Annotated in this window: 21 protein-coding genes; 7 read left to right on the forward strand and 14 right to left on the reverse strand. The window is 52.8% G+C overall.

What is annotated here, in order from left to right; translation table 11 throughout:
- Window positions 1–71: 71 nt before the first annotated feature.
- On the reverse strand, window positions 72–2,177 hold the full coding sequence (gene glgX, locus ACAW87_RS10180; RefSeq protein WP_370723271.1) for a glycogen debranching protein GlgX: 2,106 nt from the start codon (window positions 2,175–2,177) through the stop codon (window positions 72–74).
- A gap of 144 nt (window positions 2,178–2,321) precedes the next feature.
- On the opposite strand from glgX, the gene ACAW87_RS10185 reads away from it, so the two are divergent.
- The gene (locus ACAW87_RS10185) at window positions 2,322–3,365 is read left to right on the forward strand and encodes an isoaspartyl peptidase/L-asparaginase family protein (RefSeq protein WP_370723272.1); all 1,044 of its coding nucleotides are present in this window, start codon (window positions 2,322–2,324) and stop codon (window positions 3,363–3,365) included.
- A gap of 156 nt (window positions 3,366–3,521) precedes the next feature.
- Here the strand turns inward: ACAW87_RS10185 and ACAW87_RS10190 are convergent, their stop codons facing one another.
- The 9 genes from ACAW87_RS10190 to ACAW87_RS10230 all read right to left on the reverse strand — a co-directional run bounded on the left by ACAW87_RS10190 (window position 3,522) and on the right by ACAW87_RS10230 (window position 12,554).
- A complete protein-coding gene (locus ACAW87_RS10190) occupies window positions 3,522–4,592 on the reverse strand; it encodes a mevalonate kinase family protein (protein WP_370723418.1) in 1,071 nt (356 codons plus the stop codon).
- A 137-nt stretch (window positions 4,593–4,729) separates the two neighbouring features.
- Window positions 4,730–6,124: a Gfo/Idh/MocA family protein gene (locus ACAW87_RS10195; protein WP_370723273.1), complete on the reverse strand. Its 1,395-nt coding sequence runs from the start codon at window positions 6,122–6,124 to the stop codon at window positions 4,730–4,732.
- A 75-nt stretch (window positions 6,125–6,199) separates the two neighbouring features.
- Window positions 6,200–6,655 (reverse strand): ferritin-like domain-containing protein, encoded by a 456-nt coding sequence (locus tag ACAW87_RS10200; protein WP_370723274.1) that lies wholly within the window; start codon window positions 6,653–6,655, stop codon window positions 6,200–6,202.
- 59 nt (window positions 6,656–6,714) lie between these two features.
- Window positions 6,715–7,059, reverse strand: coding sequence for a DUF3140 domain-containing protein (locus ACAW87_RS10205; RefSeq protein WP_370723275.1), 345 nt, complete (start codon window positions 7,057–7,059; stop codon window positions 6,715–6,717).
- 14 nt (window positions 7,060–7,073) lie between these two features.
- Window positions 7,074–7,781: a YiaD family glycine zipper/OmpA-like lipoprotein gene (locus ACAW87_RS10210; protein WP_370723276.1), complete on the reverse strand. Its 708-nt coding sequence runs from the start codon at window positions 7,779–7,781 to the stop codon at window positions 7,074–7,076.
- A 223-nt stretch (window positions 7,782–8,004) separates the two neighbouring features.
- Window positions 8,005–8,769, reverse strand: a complete 765-nt coding sequence (locus ACAW87_RS10215; RefSeq protein WP_370723277.1) for a response regulator — start codon at window positions 8,767–8,769, stop codon at window positions 8,005–8,007.
- A gap of 17 nt (window positions 8,770–8,786) precedes the next feature.
- Window positions 8,787–9,500 carry a sensor histidine kinase gene (locus tag ACAW87_RS10220; RefSeq protein ID WP_370723278.1) on the reverse strand — a complete coding sequence of 238 codons (714 nt, stop codon included), beginning with the start codon at window positions 9,498–9,500 and terminating at the stop codon, window positions 8,787–8,789.
- A 145-nt stretch (window positions 9,501–9,645) separates the two neighbouring features.
- Entirely contained in the window at window positions 9,646–11,640 is a 1,995-nt protein-coding gene (locus tag ACAW87_RS10225) for a histidine kinase dimerization/phosphoacceptor domain -containing protein (protein ID WP_370723279.1), read from the reverse strand.
- Between the two features lie 161 nt (window positions 11,641–11,801).
- The gene (locus tag ACAW87_RS10230; RefSeq protein WP_370723280.1) at window positions 11,802–12,554 is read right to left on the reverse strand and encodes a DeoR/GlpR family DNA-binding transcription regulator; all 753 of its coding nucleotides are present in this window, start codon (window positions 12,552–12,554) and stop codon (window positions 11,802–11,804) included.
- 54 nt (window positions 12,555–12,608) lie between these two features.
- On the opposite strand from ACAW87_RS10230, the gene nudK reads away from it, so the two are divergent.
- Window positions 12,609–13,199 (forward strand): GDP-mannose pyrophosphatase NudK, encoded by a 591-nt coding sequence (gene nudK / locus ACAW87_RS10235; protein WP_370723281.1) that lies wholly within the window; start codon window positions 12,609–12,611, stop codon window positions 13,197–13,199.
- Between the two features lie 8 nt (window positions 13,200–13,207).
- Here nudK and ACAW87_RS10240 read toward each other — a convergent pair whose 3' ends face one another.
- Both ACAW87_RS10240 and ACAW87_RS10245 read right to left on the reverse strand, forming a co-directional pair.
- The gene (locus ACAW87_RS10240) at window positions 13,208–14,575 is read right to left on the reverse strand and encodes a sensor histidine kinase (protein ID WP_370723282.1); all 1,368 of its coding nucleotides are present in this window, start codon (window positions 14,573–14,575) and stop codon (window positions 13,208–13,210) included.
- Entirely contained in the window at window positions 14,572–15,249 is a 678-nt protein-coding gene (locus ACAW87_RS10245; protein ID WP_370723283.1) for a response regulator transcription factor, read from the reverse strand. Before ACAW87_RS10245 ends, ACAW87_RS10240 begins: the two co-directional genes overlap by 4 nt.
- Before the next feature lie 174 nt (window positions 15,250–15,423).
- Here ACAW87_RS10245 and ACAW87_RS10250 point away from each other — a divergent pair, with 174 nt between their 5' ends.
- From ACAW87_RS10250 to ACAW87_RS10270, 5 genes are all read left to right on the forward strand, one after another.
- Window positions 15,424–16,812, forward strand: a complete 1,389-nt coding sequence (locus ACAW87_RS10250; protein ID WP_370723284.1) for a TolC family protein — start codon at window positions 15,424–15,426, stop codon at window positions 16,810–16,812.
- A 25-nt stretch (window positions 16,813–16,837) separates the two neighbouring features.
- A complete protein-coding gene (locus tag ACAW87_RS10255; RefSeq protein ID WP_370723285.1) occupies window positions 16,838–20,047 on the forward strand; it encodes an efflux RND transporter permease subunit in 3,210 nt (1,069 codons plus the stop codon).
- Complete coding sequence (locus tag ACAW87_RS10260) at window positions 20,028–21,134, forward strand: efflux RND transporter periplasmic adaptor subunit (RefSeq protein WP_370723286.1); 1,107 nt, start codon at window positions 20,028–20,030, stop codon at window positions 21,132–21,134. Before ACAW87_RS10255 ends, ACAW87_RS10260 begins: the two co-directional genes overlap by 20 nt.
- 37 nt (window positions 21,135–21,171) lie before the next feature.
- Window positions 21,172–21,927 (forward strand): DUF8692 domain-containing protein, encoded by a 756-nt coding sequence (locus tag ACAW87_RS10265; protein WP_370723287.1) that lies wholly within the window; start codon window positions 21,172–21,174, stop codon window positions 21,925–21,927.
- A 123-nt stretch (window positions 21,928–22,050) separates the two neighbouring features.
- Window positions 22,051–22,503 carry a DsrE family protein gene (locus ACAW87_RS10270; protein ID WP_370723288.1) on the forward strand — a complete coding sequence of 151 codons (453 nt, stop codon included), beginning with the start codon at window positions 22,051–22,053 and terminating at the stop codon, window positions 22,501–22,503.
- Between the two features lie 180 nt (window positions 22,504–22,683).
- Here ACAW87_RS10270 and ACAW87_RS10275 read toward each other — a convergent pair whose 3' ends face one another.
- Both ACAW87_RS10275 and ACAW87_RS10280 read right to left on the reverse strand, forming a co-directional pair.
- Window positions 22,684–24,321, reverse strand: coding sequence for a carboxylesterase/lipase family protein (locus tag ACAW87_RS10275; protein ID WP_370723289.1), 1,638 nt, complete (start codon window positions 24,319–24,321; stop codon window positions 22,684–22,686).
- A 163-nt stretch (window positions 24,322–24,484) separates the two neighbouring features.
- Entirely contained in the window at window positions 24,485–26,041 is a 1,557-nt protein-coding gene (locus ACAW87_RS10280; protein WP_370723290.1) for a carboxylesterase/lipase family protein, read from the reverse strand.
- Between the last annotated feature and the right edge of the window lie 8 nt (window positions 26,042–26,049).

Consider the following 26,049-nt stretch of genomic DNA (forward strand, 5'->3'; position numbering starts at 1 on the left):
TGAAGGCACAAAAAGAGGGTCAGCCTGGGTACGTACCCAGGCTGACCCTCTTTTCATTACACCTATTTTTGTTACACCATCCGCAACAGCACCGACGCGCGGGCAGGTACGTTGAAGGGTGTTTTTACATCAATGCGATGGCCCGTTTCTACTTCACCAGTGGTGGTATCAATAATCACTTCATAGTGCGTTCTTGACTTGTGAGGTGCTGGTAGGGTAAATGCAATGTCTTCCCAATAGCTGTTCATTACCCACAATAGCTTGCTGGCACCTTCTTCCGTTTCGTTGATATACTGACCGGTTTCGTCCTGCTCACCAACCCGCGCACCGTCGATCCAGAGCGCAAGGCAGTGTGTATGTGGGTTAGCATAGTCTTCTGGCTGGAAAACCTGACCGTCGGGACGAAGCCAATCGATCTGCTCTGTTTCGTAGAATTTCCGGCGGCTGAGCAACGGATATTTCTGGCGTAGCGCAGTTAGCTGTGCCGTGAAATCGAAGAGAGCCTGCTGCTTTTCGTCCCAATTCCAGTTGAACCAGCAAATCTCGCTGTCCTGATTATAGCCGTTGTTGTTACCATGTTGGGTACGCCCGTACTCATCGCCCATCATAAACATCGGTGCTCCCTGACTTACTAGCAGGGTGGTCAGGAAGTTGCGCTTCTGCTGTTCACGAGCCTGGTTAATAGCTGGGTCATCGGTAGGGCCTTCGGCACCCATATTCCAGCTCTCGTTGTTACTCTCGCCGTCATTGTTGTTCTCACCGTTGGCTTCGTTATGCTTCTCGTTATAACTAACCAGGTCATTGAGCGTAAATCCATCGTGAGCAATAATGAAGTTAACGCTGTTGCCCGGTCCACGCCCGTCGGCATACAAATCGGGACTACCCAACACGCGAAGGGTCATTTCGTGCGCCAAACCGTCGTCACCTTTCCAGAATTTACGGACACAGTCGCGGTATTTACCGTTCCATTCTGACCAGCGCACCGGAAACTGGCCAACATCGTAGGAGCCAATGTCCCAGGGTTCGGCAATTAATTTTACCTGGCTGAGCGTTGGGTCCTGGTTCACGGTATCGAGGAATGACGATACGTTGTCGCCGAGTTCGCGGAGCAGGGCCGAGGCCAGATCGAAGCGGAATCCGTCGACGTGCATCTCCTGCACCCAATACCGCAGACTGTCCATTACCACGCGCAGCGTTTGCGAATGGGTCAGGTTAAATGTATTGCCCGTGCCGGTGTGGTTCATGTAGAACTGCGGCTGCTCGGGTACGGTGTGGTAGTACACCTTGTTATCGATACCCTTGAACGAGATGGTTGGTCCCAGCTCATTCCCTTCGGCGGTGTGGTTGTACACCACGTCGAGGATGACTTCAATACCCGCCGCATGCAGGTTTTTCACCATCTGCTTGAACTCGTTGACCACGTTATCTGACGAAGCATAGCCGTTGTGAGGCGCAAAGAAACCAATGCTGTTGTAGCCCCAGTAACTCTCGTTCGAAAACTGGTGAACCGGTAGTAACTCAACCGCCGTGATGCCCAGCTTCTTGAAATAATCAATCGCTTCGGGCGTGCCTAAGCCGGCATACGTACCCCGAATTGGTTCGGCAATGGTAGGATGCTGGTAAGTGAAACCTTTCACGTGCATTTCATAAATGACCGACTTATTCATTGGCGTATTTGGCGCGGTGTCGTCGCCCCAATCAAACGCCGTTGAGTCGATTACTACGCTTTTAGGAGCCACCTTGCCGCTGTCGACATCGCTCATTTGCATGTATCGGTCGTCGGCCTCTTGGGTATGGTCATAACCCAGTGTATCGGTGCTGCCACCTACTATGCCGTGCACCTCGCGGGCATAAGGGTCGAGTAGCAATTTATGGGCATTGAAGTAATGCCCTTCTTCCGGTGCATAGGGACCATCGACCCGATAGCCGTATAACTGACCGGGTTTGATGCCTTCGAGGTAGATATGCCAGACGTTTTCAGTCTTTTCGGTCAGTTCGATGCGGTGGGTTTCTTTTTCGCCCCGTTTCGATGTGAATAGGCAGAGCGACACGCCAAGGGCATTTTCGCTGTAAATAGAAAAGTTAACGCCCTGTTCGTCTACAGTGGCACCCAAGGGGTAAGGCTGGCCGGGCCGCGACGGAATAGTAGCCGATGTTGTAGTAGGAGAAGTTGTCATAAACGTTGATGTAACTGGTACTGTTGCACTAAAGAATAAACTCATTTCTGTGAAAAATGTTAGGGCTTTCCCTTACTTGGCTCAGTATGTTCATATTAAGACTTCATTTATTATTTATATGTAGAAACTGTTATCTTGCCTCCCATGACCTCACGACGGACTTTCTTGCGGGCCAGTGCCCTGCTGTTGCCTCCCTTACTCACCAACCGAACGCTGGCTGGTACTACTTCAGCTGTTGCGCCCAAGCCGGTAGTCGTTTCTACCTGGGACAGCGGGACTATTTCCAACAAGGCTGCCTGGCCCGTATTGCAACGCGGCGGTCGTGCGCTCGATGCCGTTGAAGCCGCTGGTATTGCCATCGAAAACGACATAAACTGCTGCGTCGGCCTGGGTGGTAATCCTGATCGTGATGGATTTGTAACGCTCGATGCCTGCATCATGGATGAGAAATCGAACTGTGGGTCGGTGGCGTTTCTCGAGCGAATTAAACACCCGGTATCGGTAGCCCGGAAAGTAATGGAGAATTCGCCGCATGTGATGCTCGTGGGCGTAGGCGCTCAGCAGTTTGCGCTGGCCAATGGCTTCACGCTGGAGTCAGGTACGTTGTCGGCGGATGCCGAAAAAACGTATCGCGAATGGCTGAAAAAATCGGAGTATAAGCCGGTTATCAATATTGAAAACCAGAAACCTGTTCGGGGTACAAAAGGCCACGGCCCGTTTGCGCCGTCGTTTTTCGACGATGGTACGCCGAACCATGATACAATGGGAACCATAGCCCTCGATGCGGCGGGTAACCTATCGGGCATGTGTACCACGAGCGGTATGGCCTTCAAACTACGGGGTCGCCTGGGCGATTCTCCGTTGATTGGTGCCGGCTTGTTTGTCGATGGTGAGATTGGTGCCGTTACCTGTTCGGGGCAGGGGGAAGAGGTAATTAGAATGGCGGGTTCGCACACGGTTGTTGAACTGATGCGCCAGGGATTGTCGCCCGCTGAAGCGTGTAAACAGGCCGTTGAACGCATTATCAAGCGCGACCTGGAAAAGGCTAAAACATTTCAGGTAGGCTTTATTGCTCTCAACAAAGCAGGTGAAGTAGGAGCCTACGCCGTTCAACCCGGTTTCAGTTATACCCTGACGAATGCTGAGAAAGATGGTGTGCTGGTGAAATCACCGAGTTATTTTAAATAAGGGGGGAAAGGGAGTAGGGGGAAGAAAGGGAAGAGGGGGAAGAAAGGGAGTAGGGGGAGGAAAGTGAAGAGGGGGATTTGTGTAGCGAAAGCAACTACACTTGCGTCAGCAATCCCCCTCTTCCCTTTCCTCCCCCTCTTCCCTTTCCTCCCTTATTTAAATCCCCTTATCAACATCAATCAGGTAGGCTCGGCCTCCGGCGCGTTCAATGGCTTCGGCGACGTACTGTGCGTTGTCTGGGGCGTATGCAAACATGCAACCGCCGCCACCCGATCCGTTTATCTTGGCTCCGTAAGCGCCTGCTGCCAAGGCCGCATCAATCATCCGATCTATTTTGGGAGTCGATATACGTTTGGCTTCGCGGAGATTGGTTTGGTGGCGGGTCAACAACTTGCCAAACTGCCGATGATCGATGGTGGGTTGTCGAAGCAGTTGCAGCGCTTCACGCAGTATATCCCGGTCTGACAGGTTACCGCGTACCAGTGTTTCTTCGTCCGCTGTCAGGAGGTGAACGTACCTGTTTAACTGATCGATGGGTAATGTTTCGAGCGAAAAAGTATCATCAAAGGCCCTCATTTTATCCATGGCGGCGAGCATGCCGTATTTCACGTGTTTCAGCAGACCAATGGTGTCTTTGGGCTCGCCCGAATCGCCCAGCACGAACGTGCTCAGTCTTGGTTGAAACGGCTCAACATGAATGGCCGGTACTGATTCCAAGTAAATAACGCCGCCCAACGCCGTTGAGTAATGATCCATCATGCCGCCGGGATCACCAAATTCGAGCACCTCGGCCACGTAGGCAAATTCGGCGAGTTGGGCCGGGGTGAACGTGCGCGGCTCATCGGCCAGTTGACTCAGTACACTCAGCCAACTGATGAGTAATGCCGATGAACTCGACGTACCTGCGTTGATTGGAATGTTGCCCGACACATGGCCGCTGATGCCTTCCGAAAACCGTAGCCCTTCCCGATAGAGCACGTTCATGGCACTACTGAAATAATCGCGGTCGTGCAGGTACGTTAACGGGAATTGGCTGATGTCGAACGTTATTTCCTGCTCAAGGTCAGGCAAGTGTAAACAGACCTGAGGCAGGCCACCCCGCTGCACCGTTACGCTGATTCGCCGGGAAATGGCCGCCGCAATCACGGGTAAACCCAGATAATCCTGATGTTCACCAAAAAGACAAATTCGCCCCGGCGTAGAGGCAGTTAACTGGTTTTTAGTCATTATGCTTCGCGTCATTAAATGGTCATTCGCTCCGCTGTCATTAAGTTTCGCTGTCATTGATAGTCATTTATTGTTTTTGTAACGAATGACCATTTAATGACAGCGAAGCGAATGACCATTTAATGACATTTTCTCTCTTAATACGCGTCGGTTAGGCCGAAAATGGGTTTATTGGTCTTCCATTTGCCCCGCGTGAAATCGGGGATATCGATGGGTTTGCTGCCTTTGGCAATGCTTTGCTCCGAGAGGGGGCTGATAGCGCTCCAGGCTGCCGCATCATATACATCGATCGGTGGCGCGGTCTGATTTTTAATGGCTTCTACAAAAGCGCGGAATACGAAAAAATCGATGCCACCGTGACCCGCCTTTTCGGCACTGGCCGCGTGCTGTTTCCAGAGTGGATGGTCATACTTGTCCTGATACGCTTTGAACGGCTCGAACACGTGCGGCTTGGCCGAAACGCCCTCCAGATAAATCACGTCGCCATCGTCCATCCAGACGCCCTGCGTACCCTGCGCCCGAAAACCAAGCGAGTAGGGTCGCGGTGAATTGGTATCATGAATGATCACGATATTTTCGCCATTGGCGCACTGAATCATGGTCGTTACCACATCACCTAACTTGAAATTTACGTTGGCGTTCGGGTGATTGGCGCCTCCTTTGTCAACCACATATTTATGCAGTGCGCGCGATTTGGTGGCCATTGAGGTCAGGTGCAAAAACTGATTACCCCGGTTGATATTCAGCCAGTGGGCCACCGGACCGAGACCATGCGTGGGGTACAGGTCGCCATTCCGATCAACGGAATGCTGTGTCCGCCAGCGGGCTTCCGACATGGCGTTAGCGCCAAACTCAACGCCTCCGCCATATACCTGCTTGCCGTTATTGAATTTCACTTCGCGCAGATCATGCTGATACCCGCAGTGCGCATAGGTCATTTCGCCGAACATGCCCTGCCGAACCATATTCAGCACCGACAGTACATCGCGGCGGTAGCAGACGTTTTCGAGCAACATGCAGTGTGCGCCAGTCTTTTCGTAGGCATTGACCAGATCCCATGATTCTTTGAGCGTGACTGTAGCCGATACTTCCAGCCCGGCATATTTCCCGGCCAGCATAGTCGCTACGGCCATTGGTGCGTGCCATTCCCAGGGTGTGGCAATAACCACCCCGTCGATATCATCGCGCTTCAGCATTTCTTTAAACGCTTCGTCGCCTTTAGAGAATACGGGCGGAATGGGCCGACCCGCTTTTTGAAGCTGAGCAGTAGCTTTGGCCAGCGAAGCCGGATCGGTATCGCACAGGGCTGTCACCTGTACGTCGGGCCGGTAAAGCGCCTGTTCCAGGTGACTGCGCCCTCGTTCACCCAGACCGATGAAGGCCAAACGTACTTTTTCGAGGGGTGGTTTCCGTCCCGTTTGTGCGTAAACAGGCTGGGTTAGCAACGAAGGAAAGAGGGGGAGTGCGGCGGTACCAAGAGCCGTTGTGCGCAGGAAAGAACGTCGGGAAGAGGTCATAGCGATTGATTTCATCCCAAAATAGGTAAATCCCTATAAAACAAAAAAGCCTGCACTCAATGAGCGCAGGCTTTCCGATCCCACCATTCACTACACTACCAAAGCCAAGCGTCCCATGGTTTCATGGGCCAACTCGACTTTACTCTTCTGGTGGAGCAATAACTCACGGGTACTAGCCGCAATGTCTGTTTGCTCCAGCACACTTCTATATTCGCTCAAGGCCTCGGCGTCACCGCGTTGGCACTCTTCGGCTACTGCTTTATCTGAACTGCCCGACACGGCCGACTTGATATTGATCCAGGCGCGGTGTAGGTCTGATGCCAGACTGGTTCCATTGTCAGCATCGCCACCTAATGCCCGAATTTCGCGGTCCAACTCGGTAGCAAATTCAGCGCGCTCACGCGACTGAGCCAGGAATAAGCTTTTCAACTCCTGATCTTTTACGTTTTCAGCTGCTTCCTTGTAGCCTTCTTCGGCATCGTGGCTGCTGGTCAGTAATTTATTCAACTGGTCGAGGATTTCACCCCGTGTTTCTTTGACGTTCATAACGTGTTGTGTTAAAGGATAAGTGAACTGGTAATTGATAAGCACATTGGCCCGATGGGCTATTTCTTTTGAGGATCGTGTCCCCAGTTTTTGAGTGAATAGAGCCAGTTACTGCCCTCTACAGTGGCTGGTTTCTGGGCAGAATGGCGACGAACGTAGCTAATCACCTTCTTCATGTGAGCGTAGTCCTCATCAGTCAGGTCAGCTTGTTTTTTGTCTTTTATAGCAAGAATTTTCTTGCCTGAATCATGACCAATCGATTCGCTGTCACCTTCTTTTTTTTGACCCACGGTCTTCGATTCGTCGGTATCAAGCCATTTCGTTAGTGCAGAAGGAGTCATGTTTACGACCTCGTTAAACTCGTCGCGGATTTCCTTCTGTTCTGTATCGCTTAACGTAGCCATAATTGATCGGGATACTAGTCTATGTTGCCGTTTTTAGCGTCGCGTTGCATCTTCTCATTGGCAAATACGGCAACTTCAACTCGGCGGTTTTTTGTGCGGCCAGATTCTGAGTCATTATCAGCTATTGGTTGCGATTCGCCATACCCTTTCTCGGTTAGTCGATTGCCTTTCACACCTACCGATTTCAGATAATCCGAAACGGCACTGGCTCGCTGGTTCGACAAACGGAGATTCAGATCATCAGAGCCTGTCGCATCGGCGTGTCCTTCAATGATGAGGTTCGTGTCAGGATACTTGTCTAGCGTTTGAGCAAACTCAGATAGTTGACGCTTCGTTGCTTCTTTCAGGTCGGACTTGCCAACGTCGAAAAGAATATCTGAATTGAATGTTATTTTGATGCCTTCGCCAACCCGTTCTACCGTCGCGTTGGGCAATTCACGTTGAATTTCTTCGGCTTGCTTATCCATCTTGCGACCGATAACAGCACCGGCTGCACCACCAATGGTAGCGCCTAGAATAGCCCCAAGGGCTGTGTTGCCCGACCGGCGACCTATAACGCCTCCTACTACTGCACCGCCACCAGCGCCAATGCCTGCGCCACGCTGCGTTTTATTCGTATTATTCTTAACGGATTTGCAACTCATCAGCACATCGCTGGAGGTTAGGCCGGCGGCCAGTAGCAGAGCAACGAGGCCCTTGCTGTTAATTTTCATACTAGTCATAACGTGTGAGTGAAACTGATTCACCTACCGTGTAGCCAAAAGCTTACCAGCTCTTGATGTAGACCGTATAAATAACGAGTAATTAAAATAACTAGCTAGTAATCAGTATTTTGGCTGGTGATATAGTGAGGCACTGGTCAGGAGTATAGTCAACCGGAATAATGCCCTGTATAGCATCGATTCGTCAGTTTGTGGAATTAATTCTACGTATTAAGTGGGATAATTAATTTGTCTGATGCAGGCTTTGCAGGAATTGTTCTTTGTAATGACGGCCCAGCGGCACCAGGCGGTCTGCAATCCTGATCTCGTTCTCATCGAACGTATCAACGAGTAAGGTGTTCACCGCGTAGGAGCGATGTACCCGGACAATATTGGCGTAGTCTAGTTTTTCGAGTACGGTGGTCAGCGACATCCGTAGCGAGTATTTTTTCGAGCCGGTCAGAAATGTAGTGTATATATCTTCAGCCACCAGCACCTGAATATCGCTCAGGTTGATCTTCACGAATTGGTAGCCCTGACGGATGAAGATGTGCTGTCCGCTCTTCAGAATCATCTCCCGTGCGTTTACCAATGGTTCCGGGGCAGTGGCCACCGCAGTAGGAGTAGCGTATGACTGTGTTCCCCGGTTGCCGTTATTAAGGGCTATTTCAATGGCCAGCCGAAGGTTCATCAGGTCATAGGGCTTGGTGAGATAGGCGGCGGGAAAAGTCTGTTTAGCGCGCGTCAGGGTATCGTCGTCTGAGTAGGCCGTGAGGTAAATAACAGGTACGTTCCTGATGGCGTTGATGCGGCGGGCCGTTTCTACCCCATCAATGTCTCCCTTTATGTTTATGTCGCACAGAATCAGGTCAACTTCATTGCGTTCGAAGAGGTCGATGGCTTTCAGGCCGTTATTGGCAATGCCAACCACCCGATACCCTTCTGCTTCCAGATGGTCGCAAAGGGTCATGGCCAAAATAGCTTCGTCTTCAACAACTAGGAGGTTCATCGAGTAGTATACTTTATTTATGGAGCAATATATAACTTAAAATGCATTCCCTGGCCCGCTTGCATGGAACAGGCCCCCCCAACCTGTTCGCTTAATCCTTCGATGAGCCGTTGGGGGAGAGCCACCCCCGCCCGCGACCAGGGTGCACTCTGGATGTCGAGCGAAGGGCCTTTGTCAGTTACCTCCAGCAACAGACCTTTCCGATTGGTCAGGCTAACCGTAAGTCTGGGTTGTTGGGGGGCGGCATGCAGGGCGGCATCGGCAACCAGTTCGTGAAGAATAAGACCAACCGGCAGGGCCATATCGGCGCTTAATTCGTCGGTATCCAGCATCAGCGTGAGATTGGTAGCATCCGTACGGGTGAGGGTTTGGTAGAGCCGTTGTACATACTGCCGCAGGTTGATGGCGGTGGGTACGTTGTCCTGGTAGAGTCGTTGCTGAAGTAGCGCTACCGACCGAACCCGGCTAAGGCTTTGCTGTAGCGGGTGGCGGGCTGTCTGGTCAATAACCTGGGCCAACTGAAGTTCCATCAACCCAATCACAACGGCGAGGTTGGTGTTTACACGGTGGCTCAACTCCTGTCGCAATGTTTGCAAGTCGGTTTCCTGTCGGCGCACGGCCAGTCTGATCAGTCGAAGCCTTTGAATTAACAGGCCACAGGCAAGTACAAGTCCCCCCAGCACAACGAAGCCTAGCCATATGAAATTAAAGGAATGTAAAGCTGGTGCCATAGAAACAGACGGCCGATAGATAGCCGGAAGCGAAGCCAACCGGTTGATCGAAACTGTTTCTCTAAAATGCTGACAAAGAAGATGAAATGCTGGTTAATGTCGGCAGACTACGGGAGTTCAGTGGTCTATAAGCGCTTTTTGTGGGTCAGTTCATCTGGAATTCATGCGTAGGTATATGGAGGGTGAATCGCGTTCCCTGTTTTACCGCCACATCCAGCGAGGCTCCGATCTGATCGCTGAGACTGTAGACAAGGCGCCGCCCAAAAGAGGCGCTCCTTCCCGGAAGCTGACCTGCCTGCCATTCGTGAAGATTCAAACCAGGCCCGTTATCGGTGAGCAGTAAATTGAGTCCTTCATGTTGCCAGATGCGTAGGGTAAGCTTGGGGGCTGTCACCGTATTTGGGAAGGCGTATTTGAACGCATTGGTTAGCAGTTCATTCAGGATCAATCCCAATGGAATAGCAACGTCGACATCTACATCGCTCACCTCAATCGATATTTTTCGTTCGAGCTGATTGGGGCTGTAGCCGTAGGCGGCCATCAGCGAATCGATCAGGCTGTGGGTATAATCGGTTAGGTTAATTTGGGTAGCTGTGTCTGTTTGGTACAATCGCTGATGAATGAGCGACATGGCCTGCACGCGCTGTTGGCTTTCCAGGAAAGCCTGCCGAATGGGGGTGTCGCCCAATCGGTTGGCTTGTAGTTCCAGCAGTCCGGAAACGATAGCGAGGTTGTTTTTTACCCGGTGGTGCAATTCGCGCATCAGCAGTTTCATCTGTTCCGATTGGGTCTGAATCTTGGTTCGGCTATCCTTTATTCGGCGGTACAGTAGCAGTAATAAGCCCGACAGTAGGCAAAACAGGCATGCACCAATGCTGAGCCAGAGCACCTGCAAACTCTGACGACTGTAATCTTCTCCCAACTGCCTTATTTTCTGCTGGTTCGACGCGTTGGCGTATCGACTTCGTAAGATGGCATTATCCAGCTGAGCTCTGGCACTCATCCGCATCAGATCGCGTGTTTTATCGGCCTCAATCCGAGCCAGATCACCTTCGTGGTCTAATAAGAGTCGGGCTTTGGTTTCGGCCAGCAACCGGTCTTTCTGAGCCGTTACTTCGGCTAGCTGCCGGGTACGTTCGTTGTCGTATTGGGCCTGAAGCGCCACAATCTGTCTGGCTTTGTCGATGCGCATCAGTGAATCTTCAATCAGCTTCTGTTCCGACAGTAGGTTGAATGCTTTTTCGTAATCGCCCAGCGCACTGTACGTTTCGTAAATAACCGATAGCGTGTTGAACAACCGGTGAGGATCGCCGATCTGCCGGGAGTATTCCAGGGCTTTTCGCGCATGTTCTGCCGAGGCGGGCAGGTTTTTTTGAAGCCTGTATGTTTTAGTCAGGTTACGGTGGTTGTGCTCAAGACTGGTTTTTCGGTTAATCGTCGTGTTGATGGCCAGGGCCTTGGTGATCAACTGGATAGCCTTGTTGTAATGTCCCTGGTCAAGCATAAGTTGCCCGAGATTACCGTACAGAATAGCCAGCGTACCCATATCCTTTTGGTCGAGCGTTTGCTGAATCGGTTCGAGAAGCTTAATGGCGGCATGGTAGTTTTGTTGAACAGCCTCATACCGCTCAAGGTCACGCTGAATGATAGCCATGGTGTTGAGGGCATTGGCAATATCGCCCGGCGCACCTCTATGCGTTACAAAGAGCGCGTATGCTTTCTCTGCATAAGCGAGTGCCTGCTGCCAGATAGCCCGTACCCGTTGCGAATCACCCATACGCTTGTAGGTGAGTGCCATGCTTTGATAGATTGAGCCAGTGGTGTTGTCATCGTTGATTCGTTCGCTGTGGGGCAAGGCCTGCTGAAACAGGATAACTGCTTCGGCGTATTTGCCCCGGTCGCGCTCAACAATGCCAAGCGTCATCAGACTTTGGGCCAAATCGCTGTCTTTCTTACTCTTCCGGGCAAGTTGATTTAGTTGCGTGGCAAGGTATAGTGACGAATCGGGATGGCTGTACCGAACGGCCTGCCATTGGCTATACAGCCGGTTGCGGAGCAGCGAATCGGGCGGCGGCGAGGCATATGTTGACAGGTTACCCGCAAGCCAGATAAATACAGACAGATAAAGGTAAGAAGGCATTATGGGCAGACGTTTGGAAAAAGCTGAATAGCTAAGCTACAGCATAACCCGCTCATCCATGTTGCTTCACGACCGTAAATTGGTAACATCTGTTAGCATGCGGCCCCTTTGATAGTCGATATACCGTAAGCAGTAGTGACTAGCCAAAAAAACATACCCTATCACTGCATCACTTGTATACCAGCACTTTTATAGCGGTTTACTAATTCGCCTGAAGCATCCTTATCGGTAATCAGCGTATGGGCCAATGTAAGCGGGGCAAAGTGTACGTATTTATCGTTATCGAATTTTGACGAATCACAGAGCAGGTAAACGTGCTTGGCCTGTTGCGCCATGTTAAGGGCCGTACTTGCTTCCTTTTCGCTGTTGGCACTTAATCCATTAGCCACCGAAATGCCGTCGACGCCAATAAATGCCCGGTCGGCCCGGTACTGACGAAGGTGCTGTTCGGCCATAAATCCGTGAACGGCCTGCCGCTGCTGATCTACTTCGCCACCAACCAGATTGAGCTGCACTGATGAGTTCATCAACTCGGCCAGAATAGGCAATGAGTTGGTGATAACCCGAATACGTTTGTGCCGGATATAGGGGCAGATACGAAAAACGGTGCTTCCGCAATCGAGAAAAACGGTGTCGCCTTCCTGAATTTCCTGCGCGGCCAACTGGCAAATATGATCTTTCTGTTCGGCCCGACTCGCGGCTTTATGCTCGAATCGAAATGGTTGCGTAGCTAAATCTACGCGCATGGCCCCGCCCCGGGTGCGATAGAGCAACCCCTCGGCGGCCAATTGGGTCAGGTCGCGGCGAATGGTCATCTCCGACGTTTGCACGTGATTGGCCAAATCGCGCACCTCAACTGATTCCTGCTGCTCGATCAGGTCAAGAATTAATCGTTTTCGATGTTGGAAATTCATAAATAATTAATTCATTTGCACAAAATTGAACAAATTCAAACAAAAACAAACAATATGGCCAATCCGCGTGTCAGAATTACTGACGAAAAATTGCTTTCTGATAACTGGTACGTGCTGAAACGGTACACCTTCGATTATCAACATGCCAACGGTACCTGGGCTACGCAGCAGCGCGAGGCTTATGACCGGGGCAACGGTGCCACCATTTTGCTGTACAACGCCGTTGCCGATACCGTCATTCTAACACGCCAATTCCGCTTGCCAACCTACGTGAACGGAAATGCATCGGGAATGCTGATCGAGACCTGCGCTGGTTTGCTCGATAACGATGAACCCGATGATGCGATTCGCCGGGAGATGGAAGAAGAAACCGGGTATCGGATTGCGAAGGTAGAAAAGGTAATGGAAGCGTATATGAGTCCGGGGTCGGTAACGGAGCGGCTATTTTTCTACCTCGCTGAATACTCCGCCGACACTACACGACAGGCTGGTGGTGGCATAGATGAGGAAGATATCGATGTACTGGAATTACCGCTTTCCGAAGCACTGCGCATGGTTAAAGCCGGCGAGATTATGGACGGTAAAACGATCATGCTCCTCTATCACCTGCGCCTAAAACAACTGGGTAGCTTGGTGCATGCATAAACGGGTGCTTACAATGGTAAGGCGGGGAGTTGCAGTGATACGGTGGTGCCCCGGCCGGGTTGGGTGGCGACCAGCAATTGGCCCCGGTGCATGTCAGTTATTTTCTTGGATAAGGTCAGCCCCAGGCCAAACCCCTGAATGGTGCCCACGTTACCGGCCCGCATCATGGGCAGAAACACGTCGGTAAGCTGATCCTCCGGAATGCCGATGCCCTGATCACGAATGTCGATGACCACCCAGGGCGATTGATAATACACCTCTACGGTGACAGGTTTAAAATCAGAATACTTACACGCATTGTCGATGATATTGATCAGCGTGGTGCGCAACAGGGTAGCATTGCCAATCACCCGAATCGCTGAACTCTGCTCGGTAAACTCATCAGTTAATTGCAGGTCGATTTGCTGATGCGGGTATTTTTCGCCGAAATACATGACCGTGTCCAGAATAGTATCTACGAGATTGAGATCTTCCTGCAACTGGGTTGGTTTCAGGTTTTCAACTTCGGCGAGCCTGAGCAATGCGTTAGCCAGATCAATGGCCCCGTCGAGGCGGTGCAGGGCCTGTTCCACGCTTTTTCGGGCGTCGGGTAAGGTCTGATCGTAGGCAAGGGCGGTTTCCAGAATGCCTTTCACCACCGTCAGGGGCGTGCGTATCTCGTGCGAGGCATAGGCGACGAAGTTTTCCTGACTAACGGCCAATGCCTGTAACTGACTGAGTAATTGATTGAACGAGCCCGCCATATAACCCGCTTCATCGGTGGTCGTGGTCGGTATGAGCCGAAACGAAAAATCGTTGCCGGTCGCGGCATCCAGTTGACCGATCAGCGCGTCGAAGGGGCGCATGGCCCGGCGGGCAAACAGGAAACCAACGAGGGCAATGATGGTCAAGGCCAGAATGTTTCCCGCAACGAGCATGACCGAGAGGTTGCGGCTCGTTTGCCGACCGGCCAGATCATAGGCAGTTACCACGGCAACGTACCTGGCACCTTCGTGCAAAAACGACAGCGCAACGCCTTCTTTAGGCGCTTCCCACAGATGACTTTCGTACTCGAAGTACACTTCGTCGAGACGGGCCTGCTTCAGTAAATTGGCCGTTATGTTGTAATCGTCGGGTCCCGAGGAGGTGTAAATTCGGGTGTTGGTCTTGTCGAAAATGACTTCGTGCTGTTCGGGCAAAATCAGGTAGCTGGTGCGCTGAAACTCCTGCCTGTTCTGAAAAAACAACTGCGCTGCCAGGGCCCGCCGTTGCAGCCGGGTACACATCTGCGAGTGCCGGTACGATTCGTATGTCTGGAAAATAAAGGCCGAAAAAAGTAGCAACATGGTCGCTACCAGCAGGCCGAAGCCAATCGTGATGCGTTGCTTGATGCTCATGGGTCGGCGCGTAACATGTAGCCCACGCCGAACACGGTTTGCAACAGCTTAGGCTCAACATGATCGACTTTTCGACGCAGGTAATTGATATACACGTCGACCACGTTGGTGTTGGTGTTGAAATGCACATCCCAGACGTTTTCCAGCAGTTCAATCCGGCTTACCACTTTGCCCTGTTTTACCAGTAGATATTCGAGCAACGCATATTCGCGGGCCGTCAGCGTGACGCGTTCGCCCGCCCGCCACACCTGATGCGACTCGGTATCGACCGCCAGATCGAGCAGTTCCAGGCGCTTGGGCAAGGGCGCCCGCGACGGGTGCCTCCGGGCCAGCGCTTTCAGGCGGAAAACCAACTCTTTAAAGGCAAACGGCTTGGTCAGGTAATCATCGGCTCCCGACTCGAACCCCAGCACTTTATTATCCAGACTACCCAGCGCCGTGAGCAGGATAACCGGAATAGCGGGCCAGTTTTGCTTCACGTACCGGCACAGATCATAGCCGTTCATGCCAGGCATGTTCACATCAAGCACCACCACGTCGAACTGACGTTCGCTGATGAGGGCGCGGCCAATGACCCCGTCGTAGGCGGCGGCTACGCTGATGCCCTCCGATTGTAAGCCCTTCTGAATGAACTGGTTCAGCTCTGCGTCATCTTCAACTACCAATACGTTCATACATCTTCTTGCTATGGCCTGCGAAATTCGGCAGAAGAATTTGTCTTCCAATGCTATAGGGTTACTCTAACCAAATTGTAACAACTCTCTCAGAAGTCTCTAATAAGTCGGGTAGTTATTTTGAGAGATGGGTTGGTCGGGCCAACCTACCATCCTCACTCAACGATTTCCCGAATGTTAAAAAGAAGCCAATTCCACCTTGGTTCAATCACGGTCGGCCTGTTCTTATGCCTAACGCCTTTATTTACTTCAGCGCAGGTACTGACGCTGGAAGGGGCGCTCGATGCCACGTTTGCGCAGTACCCCACCCTGGCGGCGCAACGTTCGGCGCTCGACGCTGTAAGGGCCAATCAGCGTGTAATTCGTGATAATCGCCTGCCTAATGTTCGGGTACACGATCAGATAACGCTGGGCACCGCCAACGGCATATCCGGGTCTTATTTCTCGCTCGGTCTAATCGTACCAACGTCGGGTGGGCGGCGTGCCGAAAACACGATGAATCTGGCAACGGGTAATATTGCGCTGGCCACCATGGATTGGGAAGTCTACAATTTTGGCCGGTTTGCGGCGGAAGATAAACTTGCCCTGGCCGACATTTCGGTGGGCGAAGCGGCGCTCGAACGCGAACAGTTTGGCTTGCGGCAGGTGGTCATTAACACGTACCTGGAACTGATGCGGTTGCGGCAGTCGCTGGCCATCGAACAGCGGAATATGGCGCGGGTAGACACTGCCCGGCAAATCATCAGTAATCTGGTGCGCAACGGCATAAAACCCGGTCTTGATTCATCGTTGGCCGTTGTGGCGTTGTCGAAAGCGAAGCTGGCCTACTGGCAGGTGCTCGAAGACTACCGGGAAGCGGGTATTCAATTGGCTACGCTTACCGGTCGGCCACTGGCCAGTATGCAAATCGACACCACGTTTCGGGTAGCGGCACTCATGACGCCTGCAACCACCGAGACACCAGCCAACACGCACCCGTTGCTCCGCTTGCAGGATCGGCTGGTGACCCGGCAAACGGCCGAAATCGAGTTGATTCGGAAAGCGGCGCTGCCTCGGGTATCACTCCTGACCTCGGCCTGGGCGCGGGGCTCCAGTCTAGATGTCAATAACAAGTACGGGCCGCTGGAATCGGGTCTGGTCTATAGCCGGGCTAACTTTTTGCTGGGTGTAGCCGCTACCATTAACCTGACCGACCTGCGGCGAATGAACGGACGTACCCAGCTTCAGCAGTTTCGGGTGCAGGAAGCCACCAGCCAACTGGCCGTAGAGCGGGTACAGTTGCAAAACGCCCTCACCTCGGCCGATTCGTTGCTGGCGGTGGTGCGCTACAAGCTGGACGAACTCCCCATTGCGCTTCAATCTGCCAACGACGCCTACAAGCAGCGCGTGTCGCGCTACAACAACGGACTCGAAAGTATTCTGGGCCTGACCGATGCGCTCGACCTGCTAACATCTATTGAGAAAGAATACGTAGCCACGCAAAACCGGGCGGCGCGACTACGGCTGCAACGGGCGTATGCCACCAATAATTTCGCTGATTTCTTTGCCCTGTTCCGCCAATAACCCGCTCAATGTTAACTAACTACGTATGTCGCTGCTGTCAACTTCCTTAAAGCGTCCCATCTCGGTACTGGTCATTGTGGCGGGCATCGTGGTGTTTTCCATCCTGTCGGCCACCAAAATACCGATCGACATTTTTCCGCGCCTTAACTCGCCGGTGATCTATGTGATTGAACCGTATGGAGGGATGTCGCCCGCGCAGATGGAGGGCTTTTTTGCCACCCGCATGCAGGATCAGTTTCTGTACATCGGTGGTGTTCGCGAAATTCAGAGCCGAAGCGTACAGGGACTGACGGTGGTGAAACTGGCGTTTTACGAAGGGTCAGACATGGCGCAGGCGGCGGCTGAAGTGGCCATTCAGGTGAACCGGGCTATGAAATTTTTTCCGCCGGGCGCCTTACCGCCGCAGGTGGTTCGCTACGATGCGTCGTCGGTTCCGATCGGCGATCTGGTGTTTTCCAGCAAAACCCGTTCGCTGAAAGAAATTCACGAATTGGCTGTAACCCGTATCCGACCGCTTTTCTCCACCGTGCCCGGCCTGACCGCGCCGCCCCCAATTGGTACCAACTCGCGCACGATCGTCATTAACCTGGATCCGCAGAAAATCAGGAGTATGAACATCTCGCCCGACGAAGTGGTGGAGGCACTGGCGGCCAACAATACCATGACCCCGTCGGGTAATATCCGGGTCGACAATACCACGTATATCACCACGCTGAATTCGCTGGAAGAGCAGGTCGAAGATTTTGGCCGGATTCCGGTGGTTACGAGTGGGCACCGCACGGTTTTTCTGAGCGACGTGGCCACCGTTCAGGATGGGTCTGACGTAACGGCGGGCTATGCACTGGTGAACGGAAGCCGGTCGTCTTACATTCCGGTGGTAAAAACGGCCGATGCTTCAACCTGGGACGTGGTGACGCGCCTCAAGGCGAAACTGCCCGAAATGCGTAGCCTGTTACCCGACGATATCGAGGTAAATTACGAGTTTGACCAGTCGGTGTTTGTGATCAACGCCGTAGAAAGTCTGCTGTTCGAGGGTGGACTGGGTGCGTTGCTGACGGGCCTGATGGTGCTGCTGTTCCTGGGCGACTGGCGTTCATCGCTGATCGTGATCATCACCATTCCCGTGTCGGTCATTACCGGGGTCATGTGCCTGAGCCTGGCCGGGCAAACCATCAACATCATGACCTTGTCGGGTCTGGCGCTTTCGATTGGAATTCTGGTAGATCAGGCCACGGTAACGATCGAAAACATTCACCAGCATCTTGAACAGGGCAAGCCCAAAAAACTGGCTATTTATGATGCCTGCCGCGAAGTGGCGCTACCGCTGTTGCTAATTCTGCTGTGTATACTGGCCGTTTTTGCGCCGTCGTTTATCATGTCGGGCGTACCCAGAGCTATGTTTTTACCCCTGTCGCTCTCGATCGGGTTTGCCATGACGGTGTCCTATTTTTTGGCTCAGAGCCTGGTGCCGGTATTGTCGAACTGGCTGATGAAAGCGCACCATGTTCCAGCGCTGGAAGAAGCTAAACCCGGCTTTTTCGACCGGGTACGTTACCGCTTCTCGGCCCAGACAGATCGGCTCCTGAACCGAAATGGTCTGATTATCGGCGTTTATTTCGTGGCTATTCTGCTGCTGGCGGGCTTCGGTTTTGTGCTGATCGGAAAAGACATGCTGCCCCAGATCAACTCCGGGCAACTGGTCATTCGGATGAAAACGCCAGACGGCACCCGGCTTGAACGGACCGAAGAACGAGTCGGGCAACTGCTGACCCTGGTCGACGAAGCAACGGACGGAAACCTGGCCGTATCGTCGGCCTACGTGGGTGTGGTGCCTACCAACTATGCCACTACCAATCTGTATGTCAGCACCAGCGGAAGTAACGATGCGGTGATCAAAGTGGCCCTCGACAAGGAGTATCACACCAATATTCAGGACCTCAAAGAACGGATTCGGGAGGCCGTAAGCGAGCAAATGCCCGACCTTACGCTTTCGTTTGAACCCGCCGACCTCACAGAAAAGCTGATGAGTGGTGGGGCCACCACGCCCATTGAAGTGCAGGTAGCGGGGCGCGATATGAAACAGATTGCGGGCTACGCCAACCAACTCGTCGATAGTCTGTCGACGGTACCGTTCCTCCGCGATGTGCGCATTGTGCAGCCCCTGTCGTTTCCCGTAATCAACATCAAACTGGACCGGCAAAAACTGGCCATGATGGGCTTGAGTCTGCAACAGGCCGCCCGCTCCATCACCGCCTCTACGTCATCGAGCCGATATACGGAGAAAAACCAGTGGCTCGATCAGAAAGCGGCCTACACGTATCAAGTACAGGTGCAGATTCCCGAATACGCTATGCGTAACCTGTCGCAGTTGCAGGAGATTCCGTTGGTGGCGGGTCAGGTACGTCCCGTGTTGGGCGATGTGGCCACGTTCTCTGTCGATACGCTACCCGGCGAATATGCCCGTACGGGTCCCCGTCGCTTCGTAACCGTCTCGGCCAATACCCATCACCGCGATCTGGGTTCGGCAACTACGGCAGTAGAAGAGACCATTGCCCGGCTGGGCGAAACGCCTAAGGGGCTGGTGACGCAGGTAAAGGGTATGTCGTCGCTGCTGACCGAAACGCTCGATAGTCTGCAACTTGGCCTGGGCATTGCCGTGCTGGTTATTTTCCTCTTGCTGGCGGCTAACTATCAATCGTTCAAACTGTCGTTTGTGGTGCTTTCCACGGTGCCTGCCGTACTGGTGGGGGCCATTGCGCTGCTGTTGCTGACGGGCAGTACGCTGAACCTGCAATCGTATATGGGCATCATTATGTCGGTGGGTATTTCGGTTGCCAACGCCATTCTGATCGTTACCAACGCCGAGCGGCTTCGCTGGGAATACCGCGACCTGCGCCGGGCTACTGTCGATAGCGTGGGTCTTCGACTTCGTCCGGTACTGATGACCTCGCTGGCCATGATTGCGGGCATGGTGCCTATGGCCCTCGGTACGGGTGAAGCCGGTGAGCAGGTGGCCCCGTTGGGCCGGGCCGTTATTGGGGGGCTGATCGCCTCTACGCTCGCCGCGCTCTACATTGTTCCGCAGGTGTATCTGTGGCTTCAACGCTCAACGCCCTTTACTAACCTGTCGCTGCTCCCCGACGATCACGACCCCGAACCAACGACCACACCCGAATCAACCAGCGGCCTCGCGCCGGCAATCCAACCTTCGACTTATGAAGACCAACCTGTATAAAGGCGCTGCCCTGTGTCTGCTCGCCGCTCTGTTTGCCAGCTGTTCCTCGTCGGAATCGGCCGATGAAAAGACCCGCAAAAAAACGAATCGTAAAGAAGCCGCGAAGCCAACGTATCAGATCGGAACCGTTTCACGGCAAAGCGTGGGGCAGGACGTGCAGCTACCGGGCGAATTTCAAGCCTATCAGGAAGTGAGCATCTACCCCAGAGCCAGCGGTTTCGTTGAACGCGTACTGGTTGATCGAGGTTCAGCCGTCCGCAAGGGGCAGGTATTAATGGTACTCGATGCGCCCGAAACAGAGGAACGACTGGTGGCGGCCCGCTCCAACACGCTCAAGGCTGAGGCCCTGCTGGTGGCCAGCCGCGAGCATTACCGCCGCCTGCGAGCCAGCAATAAGGTACCCGGCTCGGTGTCGGCACTGGATCTGGAAACTGCCTACGCCCGCCTTCAGGCCGACAGTGCCTCTTTGCTTGGCGAACAGGCCAGTTACCGCGCTTTGACCAAACTACGGTCTTACCTGACCGTGCGGGCACCGTTCGATGGCTACATCACCGAACGAAACGTACACCCTGGGGCACTGGTAGGGGCAGGGGCCAAAATGGACCGGCCAATGCTGGTATTGCAGCAACAAAACCGCTTGCGTCTGGTAGCCGATATTCCTGAAGTATACAGTGCAGGCATGGGTGAGGGAAAGCTGGTGACGTTTACGGTGAGTGCCCTGCCCGGCAGCACCTTTAAGGGGAAAATAAGCCGCCGGTCGGGGAGTATGAACCAGCAGTTCCGCTCCGAAACGATTGAAATCGACGTCGACAACGCATCGCGCAAGCTGAGACCGGGCATGTTTGCTGAACTTATCCTGTCGGCAAATGGAGCGCCGGGCGCGTTGGCCGTGCCAACATCGGCGGTCATTACCTCTACCGAGCGGCAGTATGTGATCAAAGTGCAGGATGGTAAGGCGCATTACGTAGACATTCGCCGGGGGCAGCAATCGGGCAACATGCAGGAAGTTTTTGGTGACTTGAAAGCCAATGACCCCATCGTGATCAACGCGAGAGAAGACATAAAAGAAGGCGTGGCTGTACGCTGATTGACACAAACATTACTCAACACCCATATGAAAAACAATGAAAAAATTTACAGCCCAATCCATCCACCTGCCTATCGCGCCCGTTTGGCTCGGCATGCGACTGCTAGGCGTTGCCTTGTTGCTTACCCTGATCAGCTTACTGGGGGTATATGCCCGTCTCTACACCGATTACATGAACCTGCACCGTTACGTGCATCACCTGATCGATAAAACAAACATGGATGCTGAGTTGAGCATTCCAATGTTCTACACGGTTTTGCTACTACTGGCGGCCAGCTTTTTGTCGTGGTTTGTTAGTCGAGATAAAGCATCAGTTCATCCGTTAAATAGGCAATGGGCCGTTCTGGGGGCTATTTTCCTCTTGTTAGCGATGGATGAAGCAACCGGATTTCATGAACTGATGAATGCCAGTACGTTGCAGGGCTACGCGCCGGAAAGCAATTTTCTTCACTGGACCTGGGTGATTCCCGGTGCCCTGTTCGCCCTGACTGTATTGGCATTCTATATTCCTTTTCTACGAACCTTGCCCCAACGAACCGCAGGCTTTATTCTATTGGCCGGGGCTCTGTATGTGGGTGGTGCCATTGGAGTCGAGATGGTAGGAGCCAACTTTTTTACGGTAGATGGCGAGCAAAGCCTTAGCTATAAATTGACAACCCATCTGGAAGAGTTTTTGGAAATGGCGGGCCTTATCATGTTCATTTATGCAGCGTCGGACTACATAAAAACAAACTGGAAAATTGTTATCCAGCAAAAGCATACGGCTCACTTAAGTGTTGAAGGGGAGGGATAGGTTTTTATGATAAGATCATTTTGATGTCCCTTATATAACTATTTTGTTCGTACCCCAGACTGTCTTCTTTCCTGCCATTCATCCAGAAAGGGTATATTTGAGTTAGAAAATTCTGACGAACTCATGAAAATGACCTCTTTGCTTATTGGATGTTTGCTCGTTGGAGCTACAGTATCTGTTAGCGCCCAAACAACGGCAACTACGTTTCAGGGAGCTGAAGCGACAAAGGCGCGCTATAAGGTGGTTTACCAACTTAACTCAGATGATGAATCGAAGATTAAGGGCACGCTGAAAAACATTCAAAATGCCATCGCTGATCCACGTTTGGCGGGTAAGCTCGACGTGGAACTTGTTGTTCACGGATCGGGTGTCGCGGTCTTTCAGAAAGACAAGCCTTACGAAGCAATGGTGCAGGCATTACAGGGAAAAGGCGTTATTCTGGCCATGTGCGAAAACACCATGCGGGAGCGCAAAATCAGCCGTGATTCGTTATTTCCGTTTGTCAGCTACGTACCTAGCGGCAACGGAGAATTGATTATTCGCCAGCAGGAAGGCTGGGCATTTATGCACCCTTGATTTTATAGTCATTAGGCTTCGCTGTCATTAGGCTTCGCCGTCATTAGTGGTCATTAAGTAGTCATTTGTTGTTCTAACTATCAATGACTACTTAATGACCACTAATGACAGCGAAGCCTAATGACGGCGAAGCCTAATGACGGCGAAGCCTAATGACAGCGAAGCCTAATGACTATAAAATTATAACGGTTTTCCGGTTGCCAGTTCAATCAGCTCTTTGTCGTGGTGGTTTTTCACCTGACAGGCATTGTCGAAGAGCATGGTAGCTCCATTCTGACCCGTATACTGAGGCCAGGTTGGTAACCCTTTGTGATTGGGATTACCGGTACGGGCAAAGGCAAGCCAGGCACGGCTCATCTTGTCGGCCAGGGTATGAGCGTCTTTTCCGCCGCCGGTCATCTCTTCGCACCGGCTGATGTTGTCGAACATAAACGGAAGTTCCATGCAGTGCATTGATTTGTAGATGCCATCATTCACCGGCGAATCCCATGAAAACACGTACATATACACTGGTGCCGTACCAGTAGCCGCCTTTTGAGTACCCTGCCGAATGGCACCCGCCCGGAAGTTGATATCGACCGTTACCAGGTCAGAAGGCTTGTTGGCTTCGGGGTAGGCTTTCTTTACCGCCGCCATGAACGGATCCGTTTTGTCGCCCATTTGCTTCTGAAGGCTTGTTTTGGCATCGGCCACCGTGGCTACACGGGTTGTTGGGTTGAAGGGGCCAAACTCCGTTTTGGTAGATCCCACCAACAACGGAATGTTTTTCGATAGCTCAATGGCGGCAGCTTCTCCGATTTGGTATGGTAAAAAATTACCGTCGTGAATAGGTCCCCATCCGAGGCCAAAAGCGGGCAGACCTTCGCCTTTCAGGCTGGCGCTCACGTTCCGAATGGCCTTTTTCCCGGCTTCATTCAGACGTTCGTACGATATATGCTGCAACGAATCGACCTGATTGGGCTGAAGCTTTAACTCGGTCAACAAGGCGGCACTTACCTTTTGAGCAAGCTTACGATCGGTGAAGCTGCTGAGGTAACTACCACTCTGCACAATAGCTTTGTGGAACAGCCCTTTCGCCGAGGGCGCGTTCATAAGGCTGGTCACTTTGCCGCCTCCACCCGACTGACCAAAGATGGTCACATTATTGGGGTCGCCGCCAAATTCAGCAATGTTTGCCTTTACCCACTGCAACGACGCCACCAGATCCATCAGGCCGGCGTTGGGCGAATTTTTGTACGTGTCGCCGTAAGCCGACAGGTCAAGAAAACCGAGAATGTTCAGGCGATGATTAACCGTCACCACTACTACATCGCCCTTTTTTGTCAGGTTCTCACCATCATACGAAGGCAACTCGATCGATGAACCGGCTGTAAAACCACCGCCGTGAAACCATACCATGACGGGGCGGCCGCCCGTGGTTTTTTTCTGCGCGTTATTAATGGCTGGTGACCATACGTTCAGGCTCAGACAATTCTCGTTGGTGTAGCCCCAATCGTGGTGAAACGGAAATTCGATTTCATCCATTGTACTGGTCGTAGCATCCATCGGACAAACGGGCCCGTAGGTCATTGAACTGCGCACGCCCGTCCAGGAATCGGGCTTGGTGGGGGCCATGAACCGGGTGGCTTTGGCGTAGGGAATGCCCTTAAACGTGTAGGTGCCGTTGTGAATATAGCCCTTTACCTTGCCCGATTCGGTCTGCACCGTAGCGATACCGGTGCCTGCTACAACGGGTGCAGATTGGCTAGTAGCCTGACCCAAAGCCCCAAAAGGTAGCGTGAGCACAGCAAGAGAAACAAGAAGTGTTTTGGTTGTCATGGGAAATAGGTGATTGGGGTAAATGGGTAATTCGGTGAATGGTCACACAGGGCCTTGCCCGGTGCAATGGATGCGTTGCTAGCTTTAATTCAGGAGTTGGTCAGGTACGTTGAGAAGCAACGCATTCATTGCACTGGGTAAAACCCGGTGTGATTATTCCCAACTACTTCAGTACACTAAGTAGGAAATCGAGTGCGGCGGCATCGGGCAGGGGACGGGCACGTACCTGATCGCCCAACTCCATCACCTGTTTGTCTTTTAGGGAATAGGCGGGCCATTTGGGAAGTCCTTTCCCGGTGGGGTTACCTGTTTTTATAAAGTTGACCCAATAGCTCGATATGGTGTTGGCCAGCGCCTCATCGGTTTTGTCGAGTGGCCGGAGCTGACGGTCGATGAAACGGAGATTATCGTAAGCGTAGGCCACTTCGCCGGTATGAAAGGCGCCGTAGTTGGCGTACTGGCCAGTTGCCGGTAGTTTACGCGTGAACCGATAAACAAATACGGGCTTGCCCCGCTTGCTTTCGGCATTGGCCCAGGCGTAGTTCTGTGCGCCGAAGATCATGTCTCGCGAAAGCCGGTTTTGTGAGATTGCCGCTTCGCTGTCTGAACTGGCAGGGTAGTGGGTCAACAAGGTCGATGCATTGGAGCCATATTGTTCGTCGAGTTGTTTTTGGTAAGCAGCTACGTTTTTGGCTGGTCCGAAATTCATACCTTCATCTTCGTTCCAACCCGTGAGCAGCGTAATGTCGTTTTGCTGACCAGCGGCAAAAATCGCCCCTACCGACTGGGGGAGCACGTACCCATCCACAATGGGGCCGCGCAGGCCCTGGGCTTTATCCAGAATCTCGCCCGCCGGTTTGGCGCGTAGTTCTGCCAGCGACGACGTACCCAACGACTGCATAATTTTCAGGCCGGTTTCTTCGGCCTGCGCCAGCGTCTGAGTCGGTCGAGCCAGATTAGCACCACTCTCGGCAATGGCTTTGGTAAATAGGTTTTTCGCCAGGGGAGACGCTACCAGGCAGTTGACACTCATTGACCCTGCCGATTGTCCGGCAATGGTTACGTTGGCTGGGTCGCCGCCAAAGGCCGCAATGTTCTGTTTCACCCACTGAAGCGCCGCTATCTGATCCATCAGTCCATAATTGCCCGACGCGTTTCGGCCCGATTCGGCCGTGAGTTCCGGGTGGGCCAGGAAACCAAACGCGCCTACACGGTAGTTGATGCTCACGAAAACAATGCCTTTTTGAGCCGTTCGCTCGCCGTCATAAATCGGCACACCGCCCCCGCCGCTGTTGAAACCGCCACCATAAATCCAGACAAGTACAGGCCGTTTGGTGGTTTTGGACTCGTTGGCCCGTTGCCCGGTCCAGACGTTCAGGTAGAGGCAATCTTCGCTGATGGGCGCTTTCGGAATCAGAAATTCAGCACTCCACGGCCCAAACGGATTAGGAGTGCCCTGAATGGGACTGGCGCTAAAAGCGGTGCAGGCTCTAACACCTGTCCAGGGTTCAACGGGTTGAGGTGCTTTCCAGCGAAGGGGCCCTACCGGCGGCGCGGCAAAAGGAATACCCCGGAAGATTTGCACATCGCCCTGTTGGTTGAACGTACCTGACACCAGTCCGCCACTCACCCGAATGGGGTTGATATGCCTGCCGGGGGTGAACGATGCAACAGCCGGTACGATGAAAAGCAGAAGAAACGCGCGGATCAATGTGTTCATACCGATGG

The organism is Fibrella aquatica (assembly GCF_041321135.1).
GTDB classification, from domain to species: domain Bacteria; phylum Bacteroidota; class Bacteroidia; order Cytophagales; family Spirosomataceae; genus Fibrella; species Fibrella aquatica.

Excerpts from the sequence above, each read along its gene's own strand:
- glgX (WP_370723271.1), bottom strand. The coding sequence starts at position 2,177 with ATGACAACTTCTCCTACTACAACATCGGCTACTATTCCGTCGCGGCCC.
- ACAW87_RS10185 (WP_370723272.1), top strand. The coding sequence starts at position 2,322 with ATGACCTCACGACGGACTTTCTTGCGGGCCAGTGCCCTGCTGTTGCCT.
- ACAW87_RS10190 (WP_370723418.1), bottom strand. The coding sequence starts at position 4,592 with ATGACTAAAAACCAGTTAACTGCCTCTACGCCGGGGCGAATTTGTCTT.
- ACAW87_RS10195 (WP_370723273.1), bottom strand. The coding sequence starts at position 6,124 with ATGAAATCAATCGCTATGACCTCTTCCCGACGTTCTTTCCTGCGCACA.
- ACAW87_RS10200 (WP_370723274.1), bottom strand. The coding sequence starts at position 6,655 with ATGAACGTCAAAGAAACACGGGGTGAAATCCTCGACCAGTTGAATAAA.
- ACAW87_RS10205 (WP_370723275.1), bottom strand. The coding sequence starts at position 7,059 with ATGGCTACGTTAAGCGATACAGAACAGAAGGAAATCCGCGACGAGTTT.
- ACAW87_RS10210 (WP_370723276.1), bottom strand. The coding sequence starts at position 7,781 with ATGACTAGTATGAAAATTAACAGCAAGGGCCTCGTTGCTCTGCTACTG.
- ACAW87_RS10215 (WP_370723277.1), bottom strand. The coding sequence starts at position 8,769 with ATGAACCTCCTAGTTGTTGAAGACGAAGCTATTTTGGCCATGACCCTT.
- ACAW87_RS10220 (WP_370723278.1), bottom strand. The coding sequence starts at position 9,500 with ATGGCACCAGCTTTACATTCCTTTAATTTCATATGGCTAGGCTTCGTT.
- ACAW87_RS10225 (WP_370723279.1), bottom strand. The coding sequence starts at position 11,640 with ATGCCTTCTTACCTTTATCTGTCTGTATTTATCTGGCTTGCGGGTAAC.
- ACAW87_RS10230 (WP_370723280.1), bottom strand. The coding sequence starts at position 12,554 with ATGAATTTCCAACATCGAAAACGATTAATTCTTGACCTGATCGAGCAG.
- nudK (WP_370723281.1), top strand. The coding sequence starts at position 12,609 with ATGGCCAATCCGCGTGTCAGAATTACTGACGAAAAATTGCTTTCTGAT.
- ACAW87_RS10240 (WP_370723282.1), bottom strand. The coding sequence starts at position 14,575 with ATGAGCATCAAGCAACGCATCACGATTGGCTTCGGCCTGCTGGTAGCG.
- ACAW87_RS10245 (WP_370723283.1), bottom strand. The coding sequence starts at position 15,249 with ATGAACGTATTGGTAGTTGAAGATGACGCAGAGCTGAACCAGTTCATT.
- ACAW87_RS10250 (WP_370723284.1), top strand. The coding sequence starts at position 15,424 with ATGTTAAAAAGAAGCCAATTCCACCTTGGTTCAATCACGGTCGGCCTG.
- ACAW87_RS10255 (WP_370723285.1), top strand. The coding sequence starts at position 16,838 with ATGTCGCTGCTGTCAACTTCCTTAAAGCGTCCCATCTCGGTACTGGTC.
- ACAW87_RS10260 (WP_370723286.1), top strand. The coding sequence starts at position 20,028 with ATGAAGACCAACCTGTATAAAGGCGCTGCCCTGTGTCTGCTCGCCGCT.
- ACAW87_RS10265 (WP_370723287.1), top strand. The coding sequence starts at position 21,172 with ATGAAAAAATTTACAGCCCAATCCATCCACCTGCCTATCGCGCCCGTT.
- ACAW87_RS10270 (WP_370723288.1), top strand. The coding sequence starts at position 22,051 with ATGAAAATGACCTCTTTGCTTATTGGATGTTTGCTCGTTGGAGCTACA.
- ACAW87_RS10275 (WP_370723289.1), bottom strand. The coding sequence starts at position 24,321 with ATGACAACCAAAACACTTCTTGTTTCTCTTGCTGTGCTCACGCTACCT.
- ACAW87_RS10280 (WP_370723290.1), bottom strand. The coding sequence starts at position 26,041 with ATGAACACATTGATCCGCGCGTTTCTTCTGCTTTTCATCGTACCGGCT.